The sequence below is a fragment of the Pseudomonas sp. AC136 genome (assembly GCF_979258585.1).
On the sequence record NZ_OZ409865.1, the window covers coordinates 4,950,952 to 4,977,871 of the forward strand.

Genomic DNA, 26,920 nt, shown 5'->3' on the forward strand with positions numbered 1-26,920 from the left:
CATAATACGCGGCTTCGATTTTTGACCTCCGCAGTCTCTTCCTATGCAGAAAGAACCCCGAAAGATCCGTGAATTTCGCCGCCGCGAGCAAGAGATTCTCGATGTCGCGCTGAAACTCTTCCTAGAACAGGGTGAGGATAGCGTCACGGTCGAGATGATCGCCGACGCCGTAGGGATTGGCAAAGGCACTATCTATAAGCACTTCAAATCCAAGGCTGAGGTGTATCTGCGTCTGATGCTCGACTACGAGCGGGATTTGAACGAGCTGCTGCACTCGGCCGACGTGGACCGCGACAAGGAAGCGTTGTCCCGCGCCTATTTCGAATTCCGCATGCGCGACCCGCAGCGCTATCGCCTGTTTGACCGCTTGGAAGAGAAAGTGGTCAAGGGCAATCAAGTGCCGGAAATGGTCGAACAGCTGCACAAAATTCGCGCTTCCAACTTCGAACGCCTTACCTTGCTGATCAAAGGCCGTATCGCCGAAGGCAAGCTGGAAGACGTTCCTCCGTACTTCCACTATTGCGCCGCCTGGGCGCTGGTACATGGCGCCGTGGCGCTTTACCACTCGCCGTTCTGGAGCAATGTGCTGGAAGACCAGGAAGGCTTTTTCCAATTCCTGATGGACATCGGCGTGCGCATGGGCAACAAGCGCAAGCGCGATGGCGAGCCTCCAGTCATCTGAACCCATTCAGTCAGTCTATTTCGGCATGTACGGCATGCAGATAGGCTGACGGCGGGCTTATACTCCGGCCTATTCTTCGCCGGAGTCATCCATGATCGTTGACCGTCAGGGCAGGCGCTTCCGCAATTTACGGATCAGTCTGACCGCCGCCTGTAACTACGCCTGTACGTATTGCGTGCCAGACGGTAAACGCCTGGTCGCAGCGCAAGACGAACTGTCGGCCGATGCCCTGGTTCGTGGTGTGGCTTACCTGATCGAGGCGGCCGGCATCGAGCAATTGCGCATTACCGGTGGCGAGCCGCTGGTCAGTCCCAAGCTGGAGGCGCTGTTGCAAGGCGTCAGCACGCTGGGCCTGCGCGATATCAGCCTGACTACCAACGGTCAATTGCTGGCGAAAAAACTGCCGATTCTGCGCGAAGCCGGTATCCGCCGACTGAATGTTTCCCTCGACACCCTCGACCCGACCGCGTTCCGCCGAATCGCTCGCGGTGGCGACCTGGCCACCGTGCTCGACGGTCTGGAACAGGCGCGGGCGGCGGGCATGAAAATCAAACTGAACATGGTGCCGCTGCGGGGCCAAAACCTTGATCAAGTGCTGCCGCTGCTCGATTACTGCCTGGAGCGTGGCTTCGAACTGCGGTTTATCGAGCTGATGCGCATGGGCCACCTGGCCCGTGATGGCAACAGCTTTCAGCAGCAATTCATCAGCATGCCGGCGCTGCTGGAAATGATTGGCGAGCGTTACGACTACCAACAAGCCGACGCGCCGCTGGATGCTACGGCGCTGCGTTATCAAATTCCCGGCCACGGCTATTTTGGCGTTATTGCCAACGAAAGCGTGCCGTTCTGCCGTACCTGTTCTCGCCTGCGCCTGTCGTCCACCGGCTGGTTGCATGGTTGCCTGTCGTCGAGCAATCGCCACTACGTTGGCGACCTGCTGGAAAAACCCCGCCACCAAGCTTTGCCTGCGCTGCAAGGACTATTGATGAAAGCGCTGGGGGACAAGCAGGAGGTCGCCTTTTCTGGCGGCGTTACCGTGATGAAAATCATCGGCGGCTAACTCGTTATCCGTGCCTCTCGCCCACGGGGGCGCGGTTCTTCGCAACACTCACTCCCTTCGATCACGCTTCGCGCCGAACTTACTCGTCGCGTGAATGATTGCATATGCAACTGTTGCATATACACTCATGTCCATGAATAAGCCAATCACCCCTCAGGGCTGTACCAACCTCAAGCTTCGTCAGCTGACCCGTATCGTCACGCGTCACTACGACAGCTTTGTCGCGCAGTCCGGTCTTAAAAATACGCAGTACGCGCTGCTTTCTTTCATCGTCAAACTCGGGCCGATTCGCCCCGGCGACCTGGCAAAACGCATGCAAATGGATGCCTCGACCTTGAGCAGAAATATGCAGCCGTTGGTGACGCAGGGCTGGGTTGCCGTGGGCGCTGGGGGGGATGCAAGAAGCCGTCTGGTTGAGGCGACCGACGCTGGCAAGGCCAAGCGGGAGGAGGGCCTGGTGGCCTGGAAGCAAGCGCAGACGGTGCTGAACGAACAGCTCGGTGTCGAGCGGGTCGCCTTGCTGCACGAGCTGCTCGACGGCTGTATCGCCTCGCTCGGCGAAGAAGCCGATGTCACGCGCTGAACCCACGTTGATTATTAACGCAGAGCTCGACTACCACTCGGCTCTTTCCTCACCTACGGGCTTGTTGCACTGCAGCCATACGGATGTCCGCGATGGAAACCACTGAACACAATCGCCTGCCCGCGCAGGAAAACGTAGCGACGATGAAGACGCCAATCCGCCTGACTGGAGAGTTGTTGTTTCTGTTGGCAGGTTTCGCCGCCCTCGGTGCGCTGGCGACCAATATCATTCTTCCGGCCTTCCCTGCGATGGCGGGCGATCTAGGCGCTTCGGTGACTGAACTCAGCGCCACGCTTAGCAGCTTTTTCCTGGCGTTTGCCTTGGGCCAGTTGTTTGTCGGGCCGCTGTCGGACCGCTTCGGTCGTCGCCGGTTGGTGATGGCGGGCGTGGTGTTGTTCGTTGTGGGCAGTGCCGTCTGCGCGATGTCGCACACGCTATCCGTTCTAATCGCCGGGCGAATCGTTCAAGCGCTGGGGGTTTGCGCGACGTCGGTGCTGTCACGCGCTATCGCCCGCGACTTGTTTGACGGCGATGAGCTTGCCCGCACGCTGGCGATGATCATGGTGGCTATGGCCGCTGCGCCGGGTTTTTCGCCGCTACTCGGCGGATTGTTCAGCAGCTTTTTCGGCTGGCGTGCGACGTTCGGTTTCGTGGCGATCCTCGCGGTGGTGCTGGCCGTTCACTACGCGGCGCGGCTGGGCGAAACCCATGGCGCGGACAACCGGGTGAAGCTCTCGATCGGCGCGATTCTTTCGAGCTACAAGCAGTTGCTGCTGGATCGCCGTTTCATTGCGCCGGCATTGTCGGTGAGTTTGGTGATCGGCACGCTCTACGCGTTTTTCTCCATGGCTCCGGCGATCTTGATGGGCGGCTTCGGCTTGTCGTCGCTGCAACTGGGCGTGTTTTTCGCCGCCACCGTTTTCGTGGTCTTCGGCGCGGGATTTACGGCGCCGCGTCTGGCGCGCGTCAAAGGCCCCGCATTCGTCGGCCGTTGTGGCATCGTGGCGGCGTTGGCGGGAAGCGCTGGGTTGTTTGTTGCGCCGGATAATTTCGTGGCGTTCTGCGTGTCTCAGACGGTTTTTCTGTTGGGTATGGGGCTTGTTAATCCGCTGGGTACGGCCATTGCGCTGCATCCATTTGGCAAGCAAGCCGGTACTGCCTCGGCACTGCTCGGGTTTTTGCAAATGAGCTGCGCGGCCGCCGCGATCACGGTGGGTGCGAGTCTCGGACTGCCGGCGTATACCTCGTTTGCGCTGGTGGCAACTGGCGCGCTGACTGCCTCGTTCCTGGTTTTCTTGGCCGTGAAGTGAGCGCTCTCTGGGCGTTGAGTTGAAGCCTGGCGCGGAAGCTGCAAGCCTGCGCGTTATGCGTCGGCTTTCTGTCACCGACGTGCGGAGACTCACTATGCGTAATCTGATTATGCTGCTGACGCTGCTGGCCCTCGGGGGCTGCATGAAAGTCAGCGACTTGAGCGATGGCGCTCTCAATCAACTCAGCGATGCCGGGTTGCTCGACCACAGCGATATCCGCCGGTCCAGCCCGTGGCGTTTGCAGGCCGATTCCTTCATCTATATAGCCCAGGGGCATTTCGTGCCGCCGGGCGGCCATGCGCCGCGCCCCAACATAGTGGCGGAACAGGCGTTCAACGGCTTTGTCGAATATTTTCCAATGGTGCGTCGTGCCAAGCAGCCGGCGGGGTTGGACGAAGCGCTGAGCCAGGCGCGGGCGGCGGGCGCGAATTACCTGTTGTATACACGGTTCGCCGGCGCTGATGATCGCATCGGCACCGAAGACGAATGGACCGAGCAGGAAGCGCTGGATCGCCTGGGTGTCGACCACAGCGTGATTCAAGTGATGCTGATCGAGACCAACACGCGCTACCTGGTGGATACCGCGCGCATTCGAAGCCGTGGTGGTTTTCTGACGCTATACGACAACAAGCCCGACGACTTGGTTGGGCCGCCCATGCAGGAATACGCGCGTCGTCTGCTGGGTTTGAATGAATAGAGAGGAGAGGGCATGAGTGATCCAGGCAAGGCGGGCGACCTGCTCGGGCAAATTCCGAAAAGCAAAGGCCTGCCGCCGGTGCATCTGTGGAATCCGGATTTCTGCGGCGACATCGACATGCGCATCGCCCGGGACGGCACTTGGTATTACCTGGGCACGCCGATTGGCCGTAAACCCATGGTGCGCCTGTTCTCCACCATCATCCGCCGCGACGGCGATGACTATTTTCTGATTACTCCGGTTGAGAAGGTCGGCATCACCGTCGATGACGCGCCGTTCGTAGCCGTCAGCGTTGATGTGGAAGGCGAGGGCGAGGCGCAGGTGCTGCGCTTTACCACCAACGTGGAAGACGTGACCGAGGCGGGGCCGGAGCACCCGATGCGCTTTGTGATCGACCCGACGACCGAGGAGCCCGCGCCGTATGTGCATGTGCGCACCAACCTGGAGGCGCTGATTCACCGCAACGTGTTTTACCAGTTGGTCGAGTTGGCGGTGCCCCGCGACATCGATGGCCGAAGCTGGCTGGGCGTATGGAGCAGCGGCGAGTTTTTCCCCATTGCGCCACAGCCGGATTGATGCCGCGAATAGGTGACGATTGCGCCATGCGGCTCATCGAGGTTTGCAGGAATCGAGGCTGAAGCCTCTCCTACAAAAACACGATTCCCGTAGGAGAGGCTTCAGCCTCGATGCTTTGGCGTAATGGCCTCTTTGGCTTTGGGTTGGAATTCACGAGAAGCAGATCGAGCGAGCTAGAGCCGCGCAAGGCAGAAACGGTTTTTGAAGCGCAGTTGGCTGTAGCCAATGAGCATTCAGAAAGCGTTTTTAACGCAGCCCGGCCGACGCGCAGCCGATCGGGGCAGGAAAAAATAAGGGCTCCCGAGGGAGCCCTTATTTTTACCCAACGCTATTACATGTTGGGGTAGTTCGGACCGCCAGCCCCTTCCGGCGCCACCCAGTTGATGTTCTGGGCGGGGTCTTTAATGTCGCAGGTTTTGCAGTGCACGCAGTTCTGGGCGTTGATCTGGAATTTCTTCTCGCCGTTTTCCTGCGTCACGATTTCATACACGCCCGCTGGGCAATAACGCTGCGCAGGCTCGTCGTAGAGCGGCAGGTTTTTCAGCAGCGGAATGCTTGGGTCGATCAGCTTCAGGTGGCAAGGTTGTTCCTCTTCATGGTTGGTGTTGGAGAGGAATACCGAGCTCAGCTTGTCGAAGCTGAGTTTGCCGTCCGGTTTCGGGTAGGCAATTTTCTTCGACTCTGCAGCGGTCTTCAGGCAGGCGTAATCCGGCTTGTTGTCGTGCAGGGTGAACGGGATTTTGCCGCCGAACAGGTTCTGGTCAACGAAGTTGAATGCGCCGCCCAGCAGCGGACCGTACTTGTGCAGCGCCGCGCCGAAGTTGCGGCTGCGGAACAGCTCGTCGTACAGCCAGCTGGCTTTGAACGACTCGACGTAACCATTGAGCAGGTCGCCGCCTTCGCTACCGGCGAACAGGGCGTCGGCCACGGCGTCAGCGGCGAGCATGCCGGACTTCATGGCGGTGTGGCTGCCTTTGATTTTGGCGAAGTTCAGGGTGCCGAGGTCGCACCCGATCAGCGCGCCGCCGTTGAACACCATCTTCGGCAGCGAGTTCAGGCCGCCTTTGCAGATGGCGCGGGCGCCGTAGGAAACGCGCTTGCCGCCTTCCAGGTACTGCTTGATCACCGGGTGGTGCTTGTAGCGCTGGAACTCGTCGAACGGCGACAGGTGGGGGTTTGCGTACGACAGATCAACGATCAGGCCAACAACCACTTGGTTGTTTTCCAAGTGGTACAGGAACGAGCCGCCAGTGTTCTCGGTACCGACAACGTCCAACGGCCAGCCGGCGGTGTGCAGCACCAGGCCTTGCTCGTGTTTGGCTGGGTCAATGTCCCAGATTTCCTTGATGCCGATGCCGTAGTGCTGGGCGTCGGCGTCGCTGTCGAGGTTGTACTTCTTGATCAGCTGCTTGCCGATGTGGCCACGGCAGCCTTCGGCGAACAGGGTGTACTTACCGCGCAACTCCATGCCCGGGGTGTACACGCCTTCTTTAGGGTGGCCTTCGCGGTCTACGCCCAGGTCGCCAGTCAGAATGCCTTTGATCACGCCGTTTTCGTCGATCAGCGCTTCTTGCGCGGCAAAGCCTGGATAGACTTCCACGCCCAGGTTTTCAGCCTGTTGCGCCAGCCAGCGGCAGAGGTTGCCGAGGGAGATGATGTAGTTGCCTTCGTTGTGCATGGTTTTAGGCACAAACAGGTTCGGCACTTTGATGGCGGCTTCGGCATCTTTCAACATATAGATGTCGTCGCGCTTGACCGGCGTGTTGAGCGGGGCGCCAAGCTCTTTCCAGTCGGGGAAAAGCTCGTTCAGTGCGCGGGGCTCGAACACGGCGCCGGAGAGGATGTGGGCGCCGACTTCGGAGCCTTTCTCGACTACGCAGACGCTGATCTCTTTACCCGCTTCGGCGGCTTTCTGCTTCAGTCGGCAGGCGGCGGACAGGCCCGCTGGGCCGGCGCCAACGATGACGACGTCGAACTCCATAAATTCGCGTTCCACAGGCAATCTCCTACTCAGGCTCTATCTATGTTTTATTTGAGGATCGGGCTCGTTCCGTGAGCTGTGTCGGCGCATTATATCCACGGACCCCGACGGGTCCAATACAAACGTTTGTTTGAATTTCTCAATAGCCTGCTAGAATCAGGTTTACGCGGCTTAAAGTGGCCATTTTGTCGTATTGACCCGTTTGGGCGATACGGTCAAGATACGGGCGGTTTTGCGCTAGCCGTGCTGTAGGCTGACCGTCGGTTCCGGCCGACGAGCATCACCCGCCATTGTCTTTTGGCGACTTCTTATTCACCGGAGAGTAACGAGGAATCCATGAAGGTTCTTGTAGCTGTCAAACGAGTGGTTGACTACAACGTCAAGGTTCGCGTCAAAGCGGACAACTCCGGCGTTGATCTCGCCAACGTCAAAATGTCGATGAATCCCTTCTGCGAAATCGCTGTGGAAGAAGCCGTCCGCCTGAAAGAGAAAGGCGTGGCTACCGAGATCGTCGTGGTTTCCATCGGCCCGAACACCGCTCAAGAGCAGCTGCGCACCGCGCTGGCTCTGGGTGCTGACCGCGCCATTCTGGTTGATACCGCGGAAGAGCTGAACTCGCTCGCCGTGGCCAAGCTGCTCAAGGCTGTTGTGGATAAAGAGCAGCCTCAGCTGGTCATCCTCGGCAAACAAGCCATCGACAGCGACAACAACCAGACCGGCCAGATGCTCGCTGCCCTCAGCGGCTACGCGCAAGGCACCTTCGCCTCCAAGGTTGAAGTAGCTGGCGACAAGGTTAACGTCACCCGCGAAATCGACGGCGGTCTGCAGACCGTTGCGTTGAACCTGCCGGCTATCGTGACCACCGACCTGCGCCTGAACGAACCGCGCTACGCGTCGCTGCCGAACATCATGAAAGCCAAGAAGAAGCCGCTGGAGACTCTGACTCCAGACGCTTTGGGCGTCTCCACCTCGTCTACCGTCAAAACCTTGAAAGTTGAAGCGCCGGCTGCTCGCAGCGCAGGCATCAAGGTCAAGTCGGTTGCTGAACTGGTCGAGAAACTGAAGAACGAGGCGAAGGTAATCTAAATGACTATCCTGGTTATCGCTGAACACACCAATTCCGCCCTGGCGCCAGCCACCCTGAACACTGTGGCCGCTGCTGCAAAAATCGGTGGTGACATTCACGTGCTGGTTGCAGGCAGCAATGCCGGCGCCGCTGCGGAAGCTGCTGCCAAGATCGCTGGCGTTTCGAAAGTGCTGGTAGCTGACAACGCTGCCTACGCTAACCAACTGCCAGAAAACGTTGCGCCGCTGATCGCTGACCTTGGCAAGAGCTACAGCCACATCCTGGCTAGCGCTACTTCCAACGGCAAAAACATCCTGCCGCGCGTTGCCGCTGCACTGGATGTTGATCAAATCTCCGAGATCATCTCGGTAGAAAGCGCTGACACCTTCAAGCGTCCGATCTACGCCGGTAACGCCATCGCTACCGTGCAGTCTTCGGCTGCCGTGAAAGTGATCACTGTGCGTTCCACCGGTTTCGATCCGGTTGCGGCTGTTGGCGGTTCCGCTGCTGTTGAAGCAGTGAGCGGCCCGGCTGATGCTGGCAAGTCGTCCTTTGTTGGCGAAGAGCTGGCCAAGTCCGACCGTCCTGAGCTGACCGCTGCCAAAATCGTCGTTTCCGGCGGTCGTGGCATGCAGAACGGTGACAACTTCAAACACCTGTACGCACTGGCCGACAAACTCGGCGCAGCTGTGGGTGCATCCCGTGCTGCTGTCGACGCCGGTTTCGTACCGAACGACATGCAGGTTGGCCAAACCGGTAAAATCGTCGCACCGCAGTTGTACATCGCGGTCGGCATTTCCGGCGCCATCCAGCACTTGGCCGGTATGAAAGACTCCAAAGTCATCGTCGCCATCAACAAAGACGAAGAAGCGCCGATCTTCCAGGTTGCCGATTACGGTCTGGTTGCGGACTTGTTCGAAGCTGTACCGGAGCTGGAAAAGCTGGTTTAACCCGCGCTTTCTGCCCAATAAAAAACCCGCTCACTGAGCGGGTTTTTTTATGCCTGACACCTTAGCTTTTCGCGCTGTCCAGAAACGCCTGGTAATGCCCGGCCGTTTCTTCCGGCCGCTCGATCATCGGCACATGGCCGCAGTCTTTCATGATCACCACGGTTGGCTTTTTCAGCAGCGGCTTCATCACCTCGATGCTCGACACATCCAGCACGCGATCCTTGTCGCCCCACAGTATCAACGTCGGCGCCTGAATTTTTGGCAGCTCCGGTTCCAGCGGAATGTAGCGCTCGCGCAGATGGCTGAACACTTTGTCATTTTGCTCGCTTCTGGCGCTCGCCTGCTCAGCCATGTAGCGCTGCAGGTTCTTCGGCATCGCCGGTGGCTCAACGAACACGAAGGCCACCAGCTTGGCGAAGCTCTCGGCGTCACGCGCGACCAGCGGGTTCGGCTCGCCGCGTTCGAGCATTTCGTACAGCTCGCTTTTCTTCGGTGAGGTAATGCCGGCATTGTCCAGCAGGCCCACCGAGAGCACTTCTTCCGGGTGGCGCGCGGCATACAGCGCGGCGATTTGGCCGCCCATGGAGTTGCCAATCACGTGCAGTTTTTTCAGGCCCAGGGTGTTTACGAAAGCGGCGACGCGTTCGGCTTGGGTGCCCACGTCGTAGCTGGCATTCGGTTTGCTGCTATCGCCGAAGCCGGGCAGGTCGATGGCGATCACCTGATAGCGCTTGGTAAAGAATTTGGCGAAGCGCAGCCAGTTGTCTTTGTTGGCGCCGAAACCGTGAATCATCAGAATGGTTTCGCCGTCGGCCGGGCCGCCCTGGTAATAGTGGATGCTCAGGTCGCCGACCATGGTCTGCTCGCTGCTCAGCCCGGCCATTTGCCGTTCGGCGAACTGAGCCGTGGCCATCAGGGTGGCGGGGGAGAAGTACAGCAGCGCGGCAATTGCTGCCACGCAGATCGCAAACCCAACGAGTAGTTTTTTCATGGACCGTCCTTATCGCCAATAATTATTTCAATTCGTCTAAGCTAGCATGACGCTGTGTGTGGTCGGCACACCAGGCCGTCACCCCCAACCAACGTTCAGTTCGGGAAACCCGCTGATGCAGATACGCCACCTTATCGCGCTGTTGTTGCTGCTCGCCGGTTTGCCAGGCTTGAGCGCTGCTGCTGGAAAGTGTGAACGCCTGGTGGCGACTGGTAACCCTGAATACCCTCCTTATTTATGGCGCGACCCGGCCAACCCTAAGCAGCTGATAGGCGCCAACGCCGACTTGCTCAAACAGTTGGGCAAAGAACTCAACCTCACCATTGACGTGATCTACACCGGCCCCTGGTCGCGCGCGCAGGAAGAAGTGCGCACCGGGCGGGTCGACATGATTGCCGGCGCATTCCTCACATTGTCCCGTCTGGAAACCATGGATTACGTGCATCCCGCGTTTCTGGAAACCAGCAGCGTGGTCTGGGTAAAACGCGGCAAAGGCTTCCCGTATGCCCAGTGGGACGACCTGCGCCTGCACACCGGTGGCACCTTGGTGAACAACAGTTTCGGCCAGGCCTTCGACCACTACGCCAAAGACAACCTCAGCCTGGAAACCGTACCGAGCCTTACCCAGGCGTATCAAAAGCTGCTGTTGGAACGCACCGACTACGTGTTGTATGAACGTTATCCGGGCCTGGCGCTCGCCGAAACCCTGGGCATGACCGCCGACCTTGAAGCCCTTGAGCCGCCGATTTCCAGCGAAGGCCTGTACCTGACGTTGTCGTTCAACTCGGCTTGCAACGAGCCGTGGCTACGCGGACAACTGGCGAAAAAAATGACAGAATTGGCCGCCTCTGGTGCCCCGCAAGCCTTGCTGGAACGCAATCTTGAGCGTTGGAAAGAACAGCAATTGCAGGCGGCGACTCCCTCGAAACAGTAGGAACTTTTTGTGATTCATAGACGCACACTGGCAATCGCCGTGGCCCTTGTGGCGCTGGCCGGTTGTACCAAAGACCCCGCGCCGATCGAACAAATGCGCCTGACTGAACAGGCCGTCGCCCAAGCCAAAGCGGTGGGCGCCGACGAGCAGATTCCCGAGATGGTGCTGGCCGAACAGAAGCTGGCCCGCGCGCAGAAAAACATGAACGAGCAAGACTACAAACGCGCGCGCATGTTTGCCGAACAAGCCGAACTGGATGCGCGCCTGGCCGAGGGCCGCGTGCTCACCAGCAAGAGTGAAAAACAGTTGGCTGATCTGAACGCCCGCATCAAACGCCTTCACAAACAACTGGGGGCGATGCAGTGAACCCGATTGCCTACCGCCTGTTTGCCGCCGCCGTGGCCACCGTGCTGCTCACCGGCTGCGCCACTGAACCGGATGCCGAGCAAAGCCTGGAAGCCGCCCGCGACAGTTTTCAGAAAGTCAAAGAAGACACCGACGCCCTGCGCTACGCCCCCCGCGATGTGATTCGCGCCGGCGACTCGCTGTCGCGCGCCGATCGTTTGTCCACCTACTGGGGCAGCGATGCTGACGTTCAGCATTACGCCTACCTGAGCCAGCGCTACAGCGCGATCGCCGCCGAGCACACCAAGCTCAGCGTCAATCAAGAGCGCCAGGCCAAGCTGCAAATGGACGTCGAACGGCTGCAACTCAACCTGCGTGAAGCCAAGCTGTTGAGCGTCCAGCAGCAGGGCAAATGGCTGGAAGAGCAGATCAATCTGGCCGCCACCGAAACCAACCGTGGTCTGGTACTCACGCTGGGCGATGTGCTGTTTGACGCCAGCGATGCCGAGTTGAAGCCGGCCGCCAATCGCACCTTGCTCAAACTGGTGCAGTTCCTCCAGCTCAACCCCCGCCGCGTGGTGCGCGTTGAGGGTTACACCGACAACCGGGGCAGCCGGGAGGAAAACCTCGAACTATCCAAGGCGCGCGCGCAAGCGGTGGCCGACACCCTGATCGACCTTGGCATCGACCAAAGCCGTATCCAGGCCGTCGGTTACGGCGCCGATTTCCCGGTCACCGAAAACGCCTCGTCCCGTGGCCGTGCGCAAAACCGTCGGGTGGAAATCGTGTTCTCTGACGACCAGGGCAAGTTGGGCTCGGATCGGTAGTCCGAGCGCCTCATACCCAGCCCCGGTCGCTCGCAGCGTCCGGGGCTTTTTTATGCCCAGTGTTATCCGGCCTCCCAAACCCACCACCGTCATCCTCGCGCACGCGAGGATCCAGGCTCGTTCAGTAAACCGCAGCCCACGTCCAGCCCGCGATGAGCGCTGCCCCACGCCCGGTCTTCCCTGTTCTGTATGCAAAACAAAATCTGCAACTGTGCCGGTTCAGTTCTAAACTGTTTCGCTACTGTATCGGTGTTCACGCTCAATCAGGGAAAGCCGCCATGACCAGTCTGTTGCTCTATCAACGTATCGCCCAGCAATTGGCCGAAGATATCCGCCGCGGCGTGTATCAACCGGGCGAGCGCGTGCCGTCGGTACGCAAGATGAGCTCACAGCTGAACGTCAGCCACGCCACGGTGTTGCAGGCGTACGCCAACCTTGAAGACCAAGGCCTGATCCGCGCTCGGCCGCAGTCGGGCTTTTACGTTCACCAAACGCCGGCGCTAACCGCCGCCACCCCGGACATCGCCCGGGTAGAGCGCCCTGGCTTGGTCACTCGCAGCAGCATCATCAACCAAGTGCTGACCGAAGCCCGTCGCGAAGGGGTTTTCCCCTTTGGCGCCGCGGTGCCCCATGTGGATTATTTGCCGGTGCGCGCGCTGCATCAGCAATTGGCCAAGGTCACCCGGTTTCACAGTCCACGCGCCTTCAGCTATATGTTCAGCCCAGGCTTCGAGCCGCTGCGCCGTCAGGTGGCGATCCGTATGCGCGATGCCGGCGTGGTCGTTGACCCCGCTGAAGTGGTTATCACCCATGGCTGCGTCGACGCCTTGCAAATGTCGTTGCGCGTGCTGACCAAGCCCGGCGACCTGATCGCCACCGAGTCGCCCACGTATTACGGCCTGCTGCAATTGGCCGATTTGCTCGGCCTGAAAGTGATCGAAATCCCCAGCGACCCCACCACCGGCATCAGCCTCGAAGCCCTGCAGTTGGCGGCGAGCCAATGGCCGATCAAAGCGCTGGTGCTCACCGCGCGGTTGAGCAACCCGTTGGGCGGCACCATTCCGGAAGACCGGCAAAAACAACTGCTGCGCCAAGCCCGCGAGTTCGATTTCCATATTGTTGAAGACGACATTTACGGCGAACTGCTGTTCGAGCAAGGCCCGACCAAAGCGCTGAAATCTCACGACCGCGAAGGGCGCGTGCTGTACTGCTCGAGCTTCTCCAAAACCTTGTCGCCGGGCGTGCGCGTGGGCTGGATTGTCGCCAGCAAATACCAGGACGACATTCAGCGCCTGCAAACCTTCACCACTCACTCAGCGTGCAGCGTCACGCAAATGGGCGTGGCGGCCTACCTGGAAAACGGCGGCTACGACCGCCACCTGCGCTACATCCGCCACGAGTACCGGAAAAACCTCAGCGCGTTCCAACTGGCTGTGCAGCAGTACTTCCCCGAAGGCACGCAGATTACCCGGCCCAAAGGTGGCTTTATTCTGTGGGTCAGCCTGCCGCGCCGGGTCAACACCAAAGACCTGCACGTACGGGCGCTGCAACAGGGCATCAGCATTGCGCCGGGGCTGATCTTCAGCAACACCGAACAGTTCAACCACTGCGTGCGGTTGAACTGTGGCATTCCGTGGAACCGTGAGTCGGAGCGGGCCTTGATGACGCTCGGCATGCTGGCCAATCAGCTGTGCCAAGAGACGCCTAACCTCATCTGACGCGGCTCTTTGTAGGAGAGGCTTTAGCCTCGATGCTTTTAAAACCAAAGCATCGAGGCTAAAGCCTCTCCTACAGTTGTTTTACCCGGCCTCACATTTATTTTTACGCCGTTAACCCCGCCCGCCAAACCCCTCCGTCTACCTGAGCGAATGGACCCCCAGGAGACGCCCGCATGGCTCACTATCTCGCTCTATCCCGTTTGCCCCTGATTTGCGGTTTTGCCGGTGGCCTGGCCATCACGCTCAGTGCGTGCTCGGTCAAGGAAGCCGATTCAGTTGCCGCCCAGGCGCCCGTTGCGCCCGCGCCGATTACCTATTCCCGTGATGCGCTGGCCGAGCAGGTCGCGCCGGCCGAGGCGAAGAAAGCCGAGCCCAGCGCCAGCTACGCGGCGGTCGCCGGCATGGTCAAACCGAGCCAGCGGCTGGCCGCGCCGCCGGCTGCCGATGCGTCGTCGCCGTATTATCAGGACGCCAACCGCGAGCAATACCAGAAACTCGCCGACAACCCGATCCACGCCGTCGCCCAAGACCCGGTTTCCACCTTCAGCATCGACGTCGACACCGGCAGCTACGCCAACGTGCGACGTTTCCTCAATCGCGGCCAACTGCCGCCGGAAGAAGCGGTGCGTCTGGAAGAGCTGGTGAATTACTTTCCCTACAGCTATCCACCGGCCAGCGGCGACACGCCCTTTGGTGTGAGCACCGAGCTGGCGGTTACGCCGTGGAATGCCTACAGCCGGCTGTTGAAAGTGGCAATCAAAGCCTCGGATTTGCAAAGCCAAGCCATGCCGCCAGCGAACCTGGTGTTTTTGGTCGATGTGTCCGGCTCTATGGACCGCCCCGATGGCCTGCCGCTGGTGCAAAGCACGCTGAAACTGTTGGTCGACCAACTGCGCGCCGAAGACAAAGTGTCGTTGGTGGTTTATGCCGGTGATTCAAGCGTGGTCCTGGCGCCGACGTCCGGCAGCGAAAAGGCCAAGATCCGCGCCGCCATCGACCAACTGCAGGCGGGCGGTTCGACGGCAGGGGAGTCGGGCATTCAGTTGGCGTATCAACAAGCGCAGCAAGGCTTCGTGACGAACGGCATCAACCGCATCCTGCTGGCTACCGATGGCGACTTCAACGTCGGCATCAGCGACTTCGACAGCCTGAAAAAGCTCGCCGAAGACAAGCGCAAAACCGGCGTGTCGCTGACCACACTCGGCTTTGGCACCGACAACTACAACGAGCAACTGATGGAACAGTTGGCCGATGCCGGCAACGGCAACTATGCGTACATCGACAACTTGCGCGAGGCGCGCAAGGTGCTGGTGCAGCAGCTCAGTTCCACGCTCATGACCGTGGCCAAGGACGTGAAAATTCAGGTGGAATTCAATCCCGCGCAGGTCAGCGAATACCGCCTGCTGGGTTACGAGAACCGCGCCCTCAAGCGTGAAGACTTCAGCAACGACAAGGTCGATGCTGGCGAAATCGGCGCGGGCCACACCGTAACGGCTTTGTACGAAATCGTGCCCGCTGGCAACAAAGGCTGGCTGGAACCGCTGCGTTATGAGCAGCCGGCAAGCAAACGCGCCGCTTCCAGCGAAATGGCTCTGGTACGCATCCGCTACAAAGCGCCCGAGCAAAGCACGAGCCGCTTGCTGGAAGTGCCGATTGCCGCTGACGCCAGCGCACCGGCCATCGCCCAGGCCAGTGCCGACCTGCGCTTCGCTGCGGCCGTCGCCGCCTTCGCCCAGCAATTGAAAGGCGGCCAATACACCCAGGGCTTCGACCTGGCCGCCAGCGCCGAGCTGGCCCGTGGCGCCAAGGGCGACGACCGCTTTGGCCTGCGCGCTGAATTCGTACAACTGGTGGAACTGGCGCAGAGCCTGCAAACTGCGACCACTCCTTCTCCTAAAACCCTGGCCAAGGTCGACTAGCGTGACAGCCGCTCCTTCACCTGACTCTTCTGTTTCTGCCACGGCCGTTGGCGACGCCGAGTTGTTGCGTCGCTATCGGCGGGGCGATAGCCAGGCGTTTGCCGAGCTGTACGCGCGGCATCGCCTGGGGCTGTTCCGATTTCTGTGTGGCTTATGCGGCGATTCTGCAATTGCCGAGGAAGTGTTCCAGGAAACCTGGATGAGCCTGATCCGCAGCGAGTCGCAGCAGCGCGAGGCGGTGCAGTTCAGCACGTGGCTGTACCAGATCGCCCGCAACCGGTTGATCGACTACTGGCGCAAGCATGGCAAGCGCCAGTATCTGCACGACGAATACGACGAGCAGGTGCACGCCGAGGCCGATCACCAGCCCAACCCGGAGCAGCAGCTCAGCCTGACCCGTGATCAACAGCGCCTGCAGGCGGCGCTGGATGATCTGCCGGCTGAGCAGCGTGAAGTGTTCCTGCTCCGCGCCCATGGCGACATGGACGTCAGCGAAATTGCGACCCTGACCCAAACCCCGGCGGAGACCGTGAAAAGTCGCCTGCGCTATGCCCTGAGCAAGCTACGACGGTTGCTGACGGACCCGGCCACCGCCGACGAGGTATCCCTATGACACACGAACCGCGTGACAGCGCCGAGCTGGAGCAGGCGATGCTCGAGCATTACCGCCGCCACAGCGAGCAAGCGCCGCCGCCTGATATGGACGCGCGCATTCTCGCCGCGGCTCAGGCTCAAGCCGCCCACTACCAGCGTGTGCCGGCCAAGCAGCCTGTGCTGAGTCGCTTGCAAGGCTGGTTATTCGGCGGCAGCCAGCGTGCCCGCTGGTCGATGGCGTTTGCCAGCATTGCCACCCTGGGCATTGGCGTGGGCTTGGCGACGCGCACCATGGAGCGGGCGCCAGAGCAGCAATACGACGCCGCACCGATCACCTTGTCGGTGCCGGCACCTGCGCCGGCGATGGCGCCGAAAGCCGAAGCCGTCGACCCTGATGCCTTCTATGCCGCCGAGCCGCAAGCCGAGAAGAAGGCCACGGTGCAGGAGCGTGCCGCTGCTCGCCCGGAAATGCGCAAGCAAGCGCCGGCAGTCATAAGCGGCCAGTTGAACGAGCGGCTCAGCGACACGCAGGAGGCGCCAGTGTTGCCCGCCGCGCCGTTTGTCGACGCGGCGCCAAAGGCATCAGCCCCGGTATTGGCGCGCAAAACCGCAGGCGATGACGCGCAGCTGCAACGTAGCCTGGAGCAGATTCTGCAGTTGCAACGCGACGGCCATAGCGAGGCGGCCGAGCAGCAATTACAGGCGCTGCAACAGCGTTACCCGCAGCGGGATGTGCGCACGCAGTTGCAACAATTGCAGCAGTCGCGTGGTCAGCAGTAGGAGGGCAGTGGTTACATCCTGCCCAGAGTGCACGCTTGCCAGGGAGGGCTGAGCGCGCGAGCATGTTGGCCTCTGCCGAGTTCGACCCGTAACCATGATGGCTATCCGATTCCTTGGGCTGTCGTTTGCCGTGCTGCTGTTAGCCGCTTGCGACAAAGACCCGACCCCGCCAAAAGCGCCACCTGCGCCGCAAGTGCCGGCCGTGGAACAGCGTGAGCCCGCCGCTGAAGCGCCCAAGTCCGCGCCCAAGGTGGCCGATACACCGCGCATCAAACCGCTGGAACCGCTGATCGAAAGCAAGCTGGAACCGCTGCCGGAGAAAACAGCCAGCGCGCCAGCAACCGACAAGCAGCTCGCCGAGCCGAGCACGCCGAAAACCGTGACGGTGCGGGCACCGCAACCGCCAGACAAAATTCAGCGCCTGCAGGTGTCTAAGCCGCAAACCGCCGCCCAGCAAAAGGCCAGCGCCGCCGTGAAAAAAGCGCCGGTGCCCAAAGCCAAGCTCGACCTGCGTTTGCCCAAAGAGCTGGTCAAAGACCTTGAGCCGAAAGTTGCCGTGACGCCGGGCGCCAGTGCGGCGCCGAGCAAACCCGCTGACCCGGCGCTGCTGCCGCAGATGTTTGCTGACAAGCCGAGCGATGTGAGTCCGTTTGAGGTGGGCGGCAGGGTGATCACCAACGAGCGCAGCCGCGATCAGGACGAAGGGTATTTCGACGGCGCCGAGTTGCAGTTCAAGTTCCGCCATTAACAGATTCCGCGAAGAAAAAAAGCGCCCAAGGGGCGCCTTTTTTTGCAGAGCTGATTACGACTAGGTCGCCGCTTTTTCCCGCCGTTTGAGCTGACGCTTCTTCCAGCTGCTACGCACCCACCAGCGCCAGTAGAGCATCGTCAGCGAATACCCCAACACACCGGCAATCAGCCCGGTGAGCAGCGAGCCCAGCAGAAAGGGCGCCAAAACTGGATGCCAGAGCATCTGAATCAACTCCCACGACGGATCGTCGAAAAAGTGACTGATGCGCGGCCAGACGGTGCCGGTAATTTCCCCAGCCGGTATCTGCATCACCCACGCGCCCAGCTTGTAGGTGCAATAAAACAGCGGAGGCATGGTGATCGGGTTGGTAAGCCATACCAGGCCCACCGAGATCGGCAGGTTGCCGCGCAGGGGAATGGCCAGGGAAGCTGCCAACAGCATTTGCAGAGGAAGGGGGATGAATGCAGCGAACAAGCCGACGGCCATGGCGCGTGCCACTGAGTGACGATTGAGGTGCCAAAGGTTGGGGTCATGCATCAGCGAGCCGAGAAAGCGCAGCGACTTGTGCTCCCGAATCATCTCGGGATTAGGCATGTAGCGCTTAAACAGGCGGCGCGGCATAGGGCATCTCGGCAGGCGGAAAAAGGCGGATTATGCCCAGATTGTGCGGGCTATATGCGTTGACTTTGTGACAACAAATAAGCGCGCTGCGTTTGCTTTAAACGACGCAAGGGCGGCGCACACGGAGCACTAAAAAATGCGTACAGGGATGTTCGCGCTGGCGCTGGGTTTGTTGGCCCTGCGCTGGCTGCCGGCGTTGCCGCCGGTTTGGTTGATCACAGTATTGCCGGTATTCGGCGGCGTGCTTTTATTCACTCGCGCGCGCCCGCTTGGGCTGGCGCTGTTGGGCTTCAGTTGGGCCTGCCTGTCGGCGCAATGGGCCGTTGATGACCGGCTGGCGCCTGAGCTCGACGGCCAGACCCGCTGGCTGCAAGGCCGCGTGGTCGGCCTGCCGGCGCAAGGCAACGGCGCGGTGCGCTTTCAGCTTGAAGCAGTCAGCGCCCGGCGCGCGCAATTGCCCCCGCGCATGCGCTTGACCTGGCACGGCGGGCCGCCCATTCAGGCCGGCGAAACCTGGCGGTTAGCGGTCACGCTCAAGCGGCCGCGCGGGTTGATCAATCCACAAGGCTTCGACTACGAGGCCTGGCTGCTGGCCCAACGCATCGGGGCGCAAGGCTCGGTTAAACACGGCGAACGCCTGGCGGCGGCTAGCGGCCCTTTGGGTTGGCGCGATGCGGTGCGCCAGCGGCTGATGAAGGTCGATGCCTTTGGCCGCCAAGGCGGGCTGGCCGCGCTGGTGCTGGGCGACGATTCGGGCCTGTCGAGCGCCGACTGGCGCGCTTTGCAAGACACCGGCACCGTGCACCTCCTGGTTATCTCCGGCCAACACATCGGGCTCTTTGCCGCGCTGCTCTACGGGCTGGTCGCGGGCTTGGCGCGTTTGGGCCTGTGGCCGCAGCACCTGCCCTGGTTGCCCTGTGCGTGTGCTGCTGCGGGGTTTGGCGCGTTGGGCTACGGGCTGATGGCGGGGTTTCAGGTGCCGGTGCAACGCGCGTGCGTGATGGTGGCGCTGGTGCTGATCTGGCGCCTGCGCTTTCGTCATCTTGGGGCGTGGCTGCCGCTGCTGATGGCGTTGAATCTGGTGTTGCTGGCCGAGCCGCTGGTCAGTTTGCAGGCTGGATTCTGGTTGTCGTTCGCGGCGGTGGCGGTGCTCATCTGGGTATTCGGCGGGCGACTCGGCGCCTGGCCGTGGTGGCGCACGTGGACACGCGCGCAATGGACGATGAGCATCGGGTTGCTGCCGCCAATGCTGGCGCTGGGGCTGCCCATTAGCGTCACTGGGCCTTTGGCCAATTTGCTCGCGGTGCCGTGGGTGAGCTTGGCGGTCGTTCCGCTGGCCTTGGTCGGCACGCTGTTGTTGCCAGTGCCATGGCTGGGCGAGGCGGTGCTGCAATTGGCCGGCGGTTTGTTGGAACTGCTGTTTCGGTTTCTGAGCGCGGTGGCCGCCTGGCATCCGGCCTGGCTGGCGCCGCAGGTCACGCCCGGCGTGTGGTCGCTGGGCGCGCTTGGCGCGTTGTTGGCCTTGGCGCCCGCCGGCGTGCCGGTGCGGGCGCTGGGACTGGTGATGCTGGCGCCGCTTTTCTGGCCGCCGACGACCTCCATTCCCAGCGGCCAGGCCGAGGTGCTGCAATTGGATATTGGTCAGGGCCTGGCGGTGGTCGTGCGCACGCGCAACCACGCCATGCTCTATGACGCCGGCCCGCGTCACGGCGATTTTGATAGCGGCGAACGGCTGGTGGTGCCCTCGTTGCGCAGCCTCGGGGTCGGGCGGTTGGACACGCTGCTGATCAGCCATGCCGACAACGATCACGCCGGTGGCGCGCTGGCAGTGCAACGCGGTTTATCCGTTGCCCATGTGCTCAGCGGCGAACCGGACGAATTGCCCGCTTCGCTCGCCGCCCAGCCCTGCATCAACGGCGCGCACTGGGAATGGGACGGTGTGTACTTCCAAACCTGGCGTTGGCCCCAGGCGAAAACCGGCAATCAGGCCTCGTGCGTTTTGTGGGTGATGGCCAACGGCGAGCGCTTGCTGCTCACCGGCGATATCGACGTCGCCGCCGAAGCCGCGTGGCTGGCGGCGCATCCCGGCCTTGGCGCCGATTGGTTGCAGTCGCCCCATCACGGCAGTCGCAGCTCGTCTTCGTTGGCTTTTTTGCGCGCCGTGGCGCCGCATTCGGTGCTGGTGTCGCGCGGCGCGCACAACGCATTCGGTCATCCGCACCCGCAGGTAATGGGCCGTTATCAAGCGTTGGGTTTGCAGGTGTTCGACAGCGTGGAGCAGGGCGCGCTGCGTATTCAACTGGGCGCTTTCGAACCGGCCAGCGGCCTGCGCAAAGAAGCGCGATTCTGGCGGGAAAAATGAGAACCGCGACGGTCGGCGCGCCCCCGGCCCTATGCTAGAGTGGCGCCACTTTTGTAGGGGCTATCCGATAAGGCCCGTAAAACCCGGCTATACCAGGCCGTTTTAAACCCAGGAGAGTTGACACCGTGTGGGAGCTAGTCAAAGCAGGTGGCTGGATGATGCTACCGATCATTCTGTGTTCCATCGCTACCGTGGCCATCGTTGCCGAACGCCTGTGGACCCTGCGCGTTAACCGCGTGGCGCCGCCTCATCTGCTGGGGCAGGTGTGGCGCATGATCAAAGACAAACAGCTGAACAAAGACAAGCTCAAGGAACTGCGCAACAGCTCGCCGCTGGGACAAATCCTCGCCGCCGGCCTGACCAATTCCAAACATGGTCGCGAGATCATGAAAGAGTGCATCGAAGAATCCGCCAGCCGTGTCATCCATGAGATGGAACGCTACCTCAATGCCCTGGGCACCATTGCCGCCATGGCGCCGCTGCTCGGCTTGCTCGGCACGGTGTTCGGCATGATCGAAATTTTCAGCGGCTTTATGGACAACGGCCAAGCCAACGCCGGGCAACTGGCTGGCGGTATCGGCAAAGCTTTGGTGACCACGGCGGCGGGCCTGATCGTGGCCATTCCAGCGGTGTTCTTCCACCGTTACCTGCTGCGCCGCGTCGACGAAATCGTCGTCACCATGGAACAGGAAGCCATCAAGTTGGTGGAAGTGACCCAGGGTGATCGCGAAGTCGATTTCGTTGAGGACAGCAAGCCGTGAAATTCCGCCGCAGAGCCAACAGTGTCGCCCGTGACGAGGTGTTCCTGAACCTGACGTCGCTGATCGATGTGATCTTCGTGCTGCTGCTGTTCTTTGTCGTCACCACCACCTTCAGCCGCCCGACCCAGCTGAAAATCGAGCTGCCGGAAGCGGCCAGCGGCACGCCGCCGGAAGCCACCGAACTGAAGCAACTGGAAGTGGCGATTGCTGCCGACGGCACCTACTCGTTGAACGATCAGGTGCTGAGCAAAAGCGATCTGGCCACGCTGATGGCCGCGCTGCAGCGGGAGTCGGCCGGCGACAACAGCCTGCCACTGACCATCAATGCCGACGGCAAAGCCACCCACCAAGCGGTCGTTACCGCCATGGATGCGGCCGGCAAGCTGGGCTTCAGTCAACTGCGCATTACCACCATTGAGGCGCCAAAGGCGCCTTGATGGTCCGCCGCTGATGGCTGCCTCAGACAAACTCTTAAACGCCTGGTACCAGGGCCATTCCGCGCTGCGTCTGTTGTGGCCGCTGGAGTGGTTGTACCGGGCGGTGGTCACGCGTAAACGTCAGCGTTTCCTGGCCGGCGAGGGCGATAGTTACCACGCGCCCGTGCCGGTGGTGGTGGTCGGCAATATCACTGTTGGCGGCACCGGCAAAACGCCGATGATCCTCAGCCTGATCGCTCACTGCCAGCAGCGTGGCCTCAAGGTTGGCGTGGTCAGTCGTGGCTACGGCGCCAAACCCCCGCAGTTCCCCTGGCGCGTTCGCGCCGAGCAGTCGGCCGACCAGGCCGGCGACGAGCCGCTGTTGATTGTGCAACGCACCGGCGTGCCGCTGATGATCGACCCCAACCGCGCCAACGCCGTGCGCGCCTTGCTTGCCGACGAACCGATGGATCTGATTCTCAGCGATGACGGCATGCAGCATTACCGCCTGGCGCGGGATATCGAATTGGTCTTGATCGACGCGGCGCGCGGCCTCGGCAATCGTCGCTGCCTGCCCGCCGGGCCGCTGCGCGAGCCGGTGGAGCGTTTGCAGAGTGTCGACGCGGTGCTGTTCAACGGTGCCACTGCCGACACTGAAGACGGCTTTGGCTTCACCTTGCAGCCCACGGCGTTGGTCAATCTGCGCAGCGGCGAGCGGGTGGGCCTTGAGCATTTTCCGCCCGGTCAGGCGCTGCACGCGGTGGCGGGCATCGGCAACCCGCAGCGTTTCTTCAACACGTTGCAGGCGTTACACTGGCGCCCGATTTCCCATGCTTTCGCCGACCATGCCGAGTACACCGCCGAGCAGCTGACCTTCAGCCCCGCGCTGCCACTGGTAATGACCGAGAAGGACGCCGTGAAATGCCGCGCCTTCGCCGCTGACAGTTGGTGGTACCTGGCGGTCGACGCCGTGCCGTCGCCGGCATTTCTGGCCTGGTTCGACCATCGTCTTGCGGGTCTGCTGCCGGCGCGCTAAGCCTGCGCAGACCGCCCCTCCATTCACCCGTTAAAGGAATTCGCAATGGACCCCAAACTACTCGACATCCTCGCGTGCCCCCTGTGCAAAGGCCCACTGAAGCTGGCTGACGATAAATCCGAGCTGGTCTGCAAGGCCGACGCATTGGCCTTCCCCGTGCGCGAAGGCATTCCGGTGATGCTGGAAACCGAAGCCCGCAGCCTGAACGTCGACGAGCGCCTGGATAAGTAAATGAGCACAGCCTTCACCGTTGTCATTCCCGCCCGTTACGCCTCCACCCGCCTGCCTGGCAAACCGCTGCAAGACATCTGCGGCAAGCCGATGATCCAGCACGTGTGGGAACAAGCCTGCAAAAGCAGCGCCCAGCGCGTGGTCGTAGCCACCGACGATGCGCGCATTGTCGAGGCCTGCAAGGGCTTTGGCGCTGAAGTGGTGCTGACCCGCGTGGACCACAACTCCGGCACCGACCGCCTCGCCGAAGTGGCCAGCGCGCTGGGGCTGGCTGGTGATGCGATTGTGGTCAACGTGCAAGGCGACGAACCGCTGATTCCGCCTGCCGTTATCGATCAGGTGGCCGCCAACCTGGCAGCCCATCCGGAAGCGGCGATGTCGACCCTGGCCGAGCCGATTGAAGAAGTTGCCGCGTTGTTCAACCCCAACGTGGTCAAGGTCGTCACCGACCAAAACGGCCTGGCCCTGACCTTCAGCCGCGCGCCGTTGCCGTGGGCCCGTGATGCTTTTGCCGCCAGCCGCGAGCAGTTGCCGGCAGGCGTGCCGTACCGTCGCCATATAGGCATCTACGCCTACCGCGCGCAGTTTCTGCACAACTTCGTGAGCTGGGGGCCGTGCTGGCTGGAAGACACCGAATGCCTGGAGCAACTGCGCGCGCTGTTTCACGGTGAGCGCATTCATGTCGCCGATGCCCTGGAAGCGCCGCAAGCGGGCGTCGACACTCAGGAAGACCTGGAGCGCGTTCGGCGCCTGCTGGGGGCCTGATGCGCGTGTTGTTCGTGTGCCTGGGCAACATTTGCCGGTCGCCTTCGGCCGAAGGCGTATTCCGCCAGCAACTGCTTAACGCCGGGCTTGATGGCCAGGTGCATGTCGACTCTGCCGGCACCGGCCCCTGGCACGTCGGCAAACCCGCCGACAGTCGCGCCAGCGCCGCCGCCTTGCAGCGCGGCTACGACCTTTCCGCCCTGCGTGGGCGGCAAGTGAGCCGGGCGGACTTCGAGCAGTTCGACTTGATCCTGGCCATGGATCACAGCAACTTCGCCGACCTCAAAGCCCTGCAGCCGGCCAACAGCCGCGCTGAACTCGACCTTTATCTGCGCCGTTATCAACTGGATGCCGACGAAGTGCCCGACCCGTACTACGGCGGCGCTGACGGCTTCGAACACGTACTCGACCTGCTCGAACAAGCCGGCGCGCAATTGCTCAACGAAGTGCGAGGCCGGCTATGAACGTGGTCGAGCAGGTGTCGCTCAAACCCTTCAACACCTTTGGCGTGGACGTGAAAGCGGCGCAGTTTGCCGAGGCCCATAACGATGACGACGTTCGCGCTGCGCTGAAACTGGCTGAAGAGCGTCAACTGCCGCTGCTGGTGATCGGCGGCGGCAGCAATTTGCTGCTCACCGGCGATGTGCAGGCCTTGGTACTGCGCATGGCCAGTCGCGGCATTCGCATTGTAGAAAACGCCGAGCAGGTGGTGATAGAAGCCGAGGCGGGCGAGCCGTGGCACCCGTTTGTGCAAACCACCTTGAGCCAGGGCCTGAGCGGCCTGGAAAACCTCAGCCTGATTCCTGGCACCGTCGGCGCCGCGCCGATGCAGAACATTGGCGCCTATGGCGTCGAGATCAAAGACGTGTTCCACAGCCTGACCGCGCTCGACCGCCAGACCGGCGCGCTGCGCGACTTCAGCCTGGCCGACTGCAACTTCGCCTACCGCGACAGCGTGTTCAAACAGCAGCCCGGTCGTTGGCTAATCCTACGCGTGCGCTTTGCTTTGAACCGTCAGCAGCACCTGCATCTGGAATACGGACCGGTGCGCCAGCGCCTGGCGGAGCAGGGCATCGACACGCCCACCGCCACCGACGTCAGCCGCGCCATCTGCGCCATCCGCGCCGAAAAACTGCCCGACCCGGCCGTGCTCGGCAACGCGGGCAGCTTCTTCAAAAATCCGTTGGTGAGTGCTGAGTTGGCCGCCAAGGTCCGTGAAGAACATACCGATGTGGTGGCTTATCCGCAGGCCGATGGCCAGGTGAAATTAGCGGCCGGCTGGCTGATCGAGCGGGCAGGGTGGAAAGGCTTTCGCGACCGCGATGCTGGCGTGCACAAGCTTCAGGCGCTGGTGCTGGTGAACTACGGCACCGCGACCGGCGAGCAACTGCTGGCATTGGCCAAGCGCATTCAGGCGGATGTGCTGGAGCGGTTTGGGGTGGAGTTGGAGATCGAGCCGAACGTGCTGTAGGCCGTTACACAGACCTGTAGGAGCTAGCTTGCTAGCGAACCCTGCAGCCCCGGGTCACTGATGTTTGCAGGGTTCGCGACCAAGGTCGCTCCTACAATTAATCGGCGATAGGCCATAAAAAACCGCGCACAAGGCGCGGTTTTTTGCTTACAGCGGCAGGCTTAATTCACCTGCGCACCCTTGGCAATCCACGCCCCAATCAACTCCCGCTCTTGCGGTGTCATCTGGGTCAGGTTGCCCAGCGGCATAGCTTGGGTCGCCACAGCCTGCGCCTGGATACGCGGTGCCATTTGCTGAATCTGCTGAGGCGTGTCGAACATCACCCCGGCTGGCGCCGCGCTGAACATGCTGTTGGTGGGCTTCTGCGAGTGGCACACCGTGCAGCGCACTTGAATCACTTCATGCACCTTGTCGAACCCAGGAGCGCCGGCTGGCGCGCTGGCCTGGGCTACCGGTTGCTCGGCTGGAGCTGGCTGCTTGGCCGCTTCTTCGGCTGCTTCCTTGGCCGTCTTGCCGCCAATGGCGCTGGCGGGCAGCGGTTGGTATTCGACGGCTTTAGCAGCTTGCTCGTTGCCCGCACCATTCATGGTCGACAGGCTCGGACCGGTAACGAACGCCAGACAGATCATGCCCAACGCGCCGGCCGGCAAGGCCCAGCTGAAGCTGTTGCTGTGGTGACGGGTGTTGAAGTAGTGACGCACGATGACGGCCAATACCGCGATGCCCGACAGGATCAGCCAGTTGTATTGGCTGCCGTAAGTGCTCGGGAAGTGGTTGCTGATCATGATGAACAGCACCGGCAAGGTGAAGTAGTTGTTGTGGCGCGAACGCAGCAGACCTTTGGCCGGCAGGGCCGGGTCGGGCGTGCGGTTTTCTTCGATGGCTTTCACCAGCGCGCGCTGGGCCGGCATGATGGTGTTGAACACGTTACCGACCATGATGGTGCCGATGATGGCGCCGACATGGATGTACGCACCGCGCCCGCTGAACACCTGGCTCAGGCCATAGGCGGCGGCAACCAACAGAACAAACAACACCAGGCCGAGCAGGGCCGGTTGTTTACCCAGCGCCGAGTCGCACAGGAAGTTGTAGATAAACCAGCCGCTGACCAGCGAACCCACGCCGATGGCGATGGCGGCCGCTGGGCTGAGGTCGCTGCCGGGCATGATCAGGTACAGCGAAGGGTTGAGGTAGTAGACGATCATCAGCAGGGCAACGCCCGACATCCAGGTCCAGTAGGCTTCCCATTTGAACCAGTGCAGGTTGTCCGGCATTTTCGGCGGGGCGAGTTTGTATTTTTCCAGATGGTAGATACCGCCACCGTGAATCGCCCACAAATCACCGGCCAGCCCATCACGCGGATTGGCGCGGTTGAGGTTGTTTTCCAGCCAGACGAAATAGAACGACGCACCGATCCAGGCGATGCCGACAATCATGTGAACCCAGCGCACCGCCAGGTTCGCCCATTCAATCAAATGTGCTTCCACAGTGTT

The 26,920-nt window shown here is 61.4% G+C and carries 28 protein-coding genes; 24 read left to right on the forward strand and 4 right to left on the reverse strand.

Features of this window, described 5'->3' with window-relative positions:
• Positions 1 to 43 precede the first annotated feature (43 nt).
• From ACZZZU_RS22200 to ACZZZU_RS22225, 6 genes are all read left to right on the forward strand, one after another.
• A complete protein-coding gene (locus ACZZZU_RS22200) occupies positions 44 to 682 on the forward strand; it encodes a TetR/AcrR family transcriptional regulator (protein ID WP_122451389.1) in 639 nt (212 codons plus the stop codon).
• Between the two features lie 91 nt (positions 683 to 773).
• Positions 774 to 1,742, forward strand: coding sequence for a GTP 3',8-cyclase MoaA (locus ACZZZU_RS22205; protein WP_463382229.1), 969 nt, complete (start codon positions 774 to 776; stop codon positions 1,740 to 1,742).
• Positions 1,743 to 1,875: 133 nt separating this feature from the next.
• Positions 1,876 to 2,325 (forward strand): MarR family winged helix-turn-helix transcriptional regulator, encoded by a 450-nt coding sequence (locus ACZZZU_RS22210; protein WP_463551832.1) that lies wholly within the window; start codon positions 1,876 to 1,878, stop codon positions 2,323 to 2,325.
• Between the two features lie 92 nt (positions 2,326 to 2,417).
• Positions 2,418 to 3,635, forward strand: coding sequence for a multidrug effflux MFS transporter (locus ACZZZU_RS22215; RefSeq protein ID WP_463551833.1), 1,218 nt, complete (start codon positions 2,418 to 2,420; stop codon positions 3,633 to 3,635).
• A 94-nt stretch (positions 3,636 to 3,729) separates the two neighbouring features.
• On the forward strand, positions 3,730 to 4,332 hold the full coding sequence (locus ACZZZU_RS22220) for a DUF4823 domain-containing protein (protein WP_122496840.1): 603 nt from the start codon (positions 3,730 to 3,732) through the stop codon (positions 4,330 to 4,332).
• Between the two features lie 12 nt (positions 4,333 to 4,344).
• On the forward strand, positions 4,345 to 4,908 hold the full coding sequence (locus ACZZZU_RS22225; RefSeq protein WP_463551834.1) for a DUF1285 domain-containing protein: 564 nt from the start codon (positions 4,345 to 4,347) through the stop codon (positions 4,906 to 4,908).
• A 331-nt stretch (positions 4,909 to 5,239) separates the two neighbouring features.
• Here ACZZZU_RS22225 and ACZZZU_RS22230 read toward each other — a convergent pair whose 3' ends face one another.
• Positions 5,240 to 6,904: an electron transfer flavoprotein-ubiquinone oxidoreductase gene (locus tag ACZZZU_RS22230; protein ID WP_463551835.1), complete on the reverse strand. Its 1,665-nt coding sequence runs from the start codon at positions 6,902 to 6,904 to the stop codon at positions 5,240 to 5,242.
• Positions 6,905 to 7,225: 321 nt separating this feature from the next.
• Between ACZZZU_RS22230 and ACZZZU_RS22235 the strand changes: the two genes are divergently transcribed.
• Together ACZZZU_RS22235 and ACZZZU_RS22240 are read left to right on the forward strand one after the other, a co-directional pair.
• Positions 7,226 to 7,975 (forward strand): electron transfer flavoprotein subunit beta/FixA family protein, encoded by a 750-nt coding sequence (locus tag ACZZZU_RS22235; RefSeq protein WP_463541656.1) that lies wholly within the window; start codon positions 7,226 to 7,228, stop codon positions 7,973 to 7,975.
• Positions 7,976 to 8,905: an electron transfer flavoprotein subunit alpha/FixB family protein gene (locus ACZZZU_RS22240; protein ID WP_463382235.1), complete on the forward strand. Its 930-nt coding sequence runs from the start codon at positions 7,976 to 7,978 to the stop codon at positions 8,903 to 8,905.
• 61 nt (positions 8,906 to 8,966) lie between these two features.
• Here the strand turns inward: ACZZZU_RS22240 and ACZZZU_RS22245 are convergent, their stop codons facing one another.
• Positions 8,967 to 9,896, reverse strand: coding sequence for an alpha/beta fold hydrolase (locus tag ACZZZU_RS22245; RefSeq protein ID WP_463551836.1), 930 nt, complete (start codon positions 9,894 to 9,896; stop codon positions 8,967 to 8,969).
• A 115-nt stretch (positions 9,897 to 10,011) separates the two neighbouring features.
• Between ACZZZU_RS22245 and ACZZZU_RS22250 the strand changes: the two genes are divergently transcribed.
• The 8 genes from ACZZZU_RS22250 to ACZZZU_RS22285 all read left to right on the forward strand — a co-directional run bounded on the left by ACZZZU_RS22250 (position 10,012) and on the right by ACZZZU_RS22285 (position 17,761).
• Positions 10,012 to 10,830, forward strand: coding sequence for a transporter substrate-binding domain-containing protein (locus tag ACZZZU_RS22250; RefSeq protein ID WP_122496852.1), 819 nt, complete (start codon positions 10,012 to 10,014; stop codon positions 10,828 to 10,830).
• A gap of 12 nt (positions 10,831 to 10,842) precedes the next feature.
• Positions 10,843 to 11,196 (forward strand): DUF4398 domain-containing protein, encoded by a 354-nt coding sequence (locus tag ACZZZU_RS22255; RefSeq protein WP_241000653.1) that lies wholly within the window; start codon positions 10,843 to 10,845, stop codon positions 11,194 to 11,196.
• On the forward strand, positions 11,193 to 12,002 hold the full coding sequence (locus ACZZZU_RS22260) for an OmpA family protein (RefSeq protein WP_122496856.1): 810 nt from the start codon (positions 11,193 to 11,195) through the stop codon (positions 12,000 to 12,002). The genes ACZZZU_RS22255 and ACZZZU_RS22260 overlap by 4 nt, the downstream gene beginning before the upstream one ends.
• A 278-nt stretch (positions 12,003 to 12,280) precedes the next feature.
• Complete coding sequence (locus ACZZZU_RS22265) at positions 12,281 to 13,720, forward strand: aminotransferase-like domain-containing protein (protein WP_122496858.1); 1,440 nt, start codon at positions 12,281 to 12,283, stop codon at positions 13,718 to 13,720.
• A 173-nt stretch (positions 13,721 to 13,893) separates the two neighbouring features.
• Positions 13,894 to 15,639 (forward strand): vWA domain-containing protein, encoded by a 1,746-nt coding sequence (locus ACZZZU_RS22270; protein WP_463551837.1) that lies wholly within the window; start codon positions 13,894 to 13,896, stop codon positions 15,637 to 15,639.
• 1 nt (position 15,640) lies between these two features.
• Positions 15,641 to 16,252, forward strand: coding sequence for an RNA polymerase sigma factor (locus ACZZZU_RS22275; RefSeq protein ID WP_122496862.1), 612 nt, complete (start codon positions 15,641 to 15,643; stop codon positions 16,250 to 16,252).
• Positions 16,249 to 17,013, forward strand: a complete 765-nt coding sequence (locus ACZZZU_RS22280; protein ID WP_463551838.1) for a hypothetical protein — start codon at positions 16,249 to 16,251, stop codon at positions 17,011 to 17,013. Before ACZZZU_RS22275 ends, ACZZZU_RS22280 begins: the two co-directional genes overlap by 4 nt.
• A 94-nt stretch (positions 17,014 to 17,107) precedes the next feature.
• Positions 17,108 to 17,761, forward strand: a complete 654-nt coding sequence (locus ACZZZU_RS22285; RefSeq protein ID WP_463551839.1) for a hypothetical protein — start codon at positions 17,108 to 17,110, stop codon at positions 17,759 to 17,761.
• A 60-nt stretch (positions 17,762 to 17,821) separates the two neighbouring features.
• Here the strand turns inward: ACZZZU_RS22285 and ACZZZU_RS22290 are convergent, their stop codons facing one another.
• Entirely contained in the window at positions 17,822 to 18,385 is a 564-nt protein-coding gene (locus ACZZZU_RS22290) for a DUF2062 domain-containing protein (protein ID WP_463382239.1), read from the reverse strand.
• 136 nt (positions 18,386 to 18,521) lie between these two features.
• Here ACZZZU_RS22290 and ACZZZU_RS22295 point away from each other — a divergent pair, with 136 nt between their 5' ends.
• From ACZZZU_RS22295 to murB, 8 genes are all read left to right on the forward strand, one after another.
• Positions 18,522 to 20,747, forward strand: coding sequence for a DNA internalization-related competence protein ComEC/Rec2 (locus ACZZZU_RS22295; RefSeq protein ID WP_463551840.1), 2,226 nt, complete (start codon positions 18,522 to 18,524; stop codon positions 20,745 to 20,747).
• Between the two features lie 125 nt (positions 20,748 to 20,872).
• Positions 20,873 to 21,508 carry a MotA/TolQ/ExbB proton channel family protein gene (locus tag ACZZZU_RS22300; RefSeq protein WP_463382241.1) on the forward strand — a complete coding sequence of 212 codons (636 nt, stop codon included), beginning with the start codon at positions 20,873 to 20,875 and terminating at the stop codon, positions 21,506 to 21,508.
• Positions 21,505 to 21,945 (forward strand): ExbD/TolR family protein, encoded by a 441-nt coding sequence (locus ACZZZU_RS22305; RefSeq protein WP_122496874.1) that lies wholly within the window; start codon positions 21,505 to 21,507, stop codon positions 21,943 to 21,945. Before ACZZZU_RS22300 ends, ACZZZU_RS22305 begins: the two co-directional genes overlap by 4 nt.
• 13 nt (positions 21,946 to 21,958) lie before the next feature.
• Positions 21,959 to 22,960, forward strand: coding sequence for a tetraacyldisaccharide 4'-kinase (lpxK, locus tag ACZZZU_RS22310; RefSeq protein ID WP_463551841.1), 1,002 nt, complete (start codon positions 21,959 to 21,961; stop codon positions 22,958 to 22,960).
• A gap of 45 nt (positions 22,961 to 23,005) precedes the next feature.
• Entirely contained in the window at positions 23,006 to 23,191 is a 186-nt protein-coding gene (locus ACZZZU_RS22315) for a Trm112 family protein (protein WP_108097092.1), read from the forward strand.
• Positions 23,192 to 23,956, forward strand: coding sequence for a 3-deoxy-manno-octulosonate cytidylyltransferase (gene kdsB, locus ACZZZU_RS22320; RefSeq protein WP_122496878.1), 765 nt, complete (start codon positions 23,192 to 23,194; stop codon positions 23,954 to 23,956).
• Entirely contained in the window at positions 23,956 to 24,420 is a 465-nt protein-coding gene (locus ACZZZU_RS22325) for a low molecular weight protein-tyrosine-phosphatase (protein WP_463551842.1), read from the forward strand. Before kdsB ends, ACZZZU_RS22325 begins: the two co-directional genes overlap by 1 nt.
• The gene (gene murB / locus ACZZZU_RS22330) at positions 24,417 to 25,427 is read left to right on the forward strand and encodes a UDP-N-acetylmuramate dehydrogenase (protein ID WP_463551843.1); all 1,011 of its coding nucleotides are present in this window, start codon (positions 24,417 to 24,419) and stop codon (positions 25,425 to 25,427) included. The genes ACZZZU_RS22325 and murB overlap by 4 nt, the downstream gene beginning before the upstream one ends.
• 161 nt (positions 25,428 to 25,588) lie before the next feature.
• On the opposite strand, the gene ACZZZU_RS22335 is transcribed toward murB, so the two are convergent.
• Complete coding sequence (locus tag ACZZZU_RS22335; protein ID WP_463551844.1) at positions 25,589 to 26,914, reverse strand: urate hydroxylase PuuD; 1,326 nt, start codon at positions 26,912 to 26,914, stop codon at positions 25,589 to 25,591.
• Positions 26,915 to 26,920: the final 6 nt, after the last annotated feature.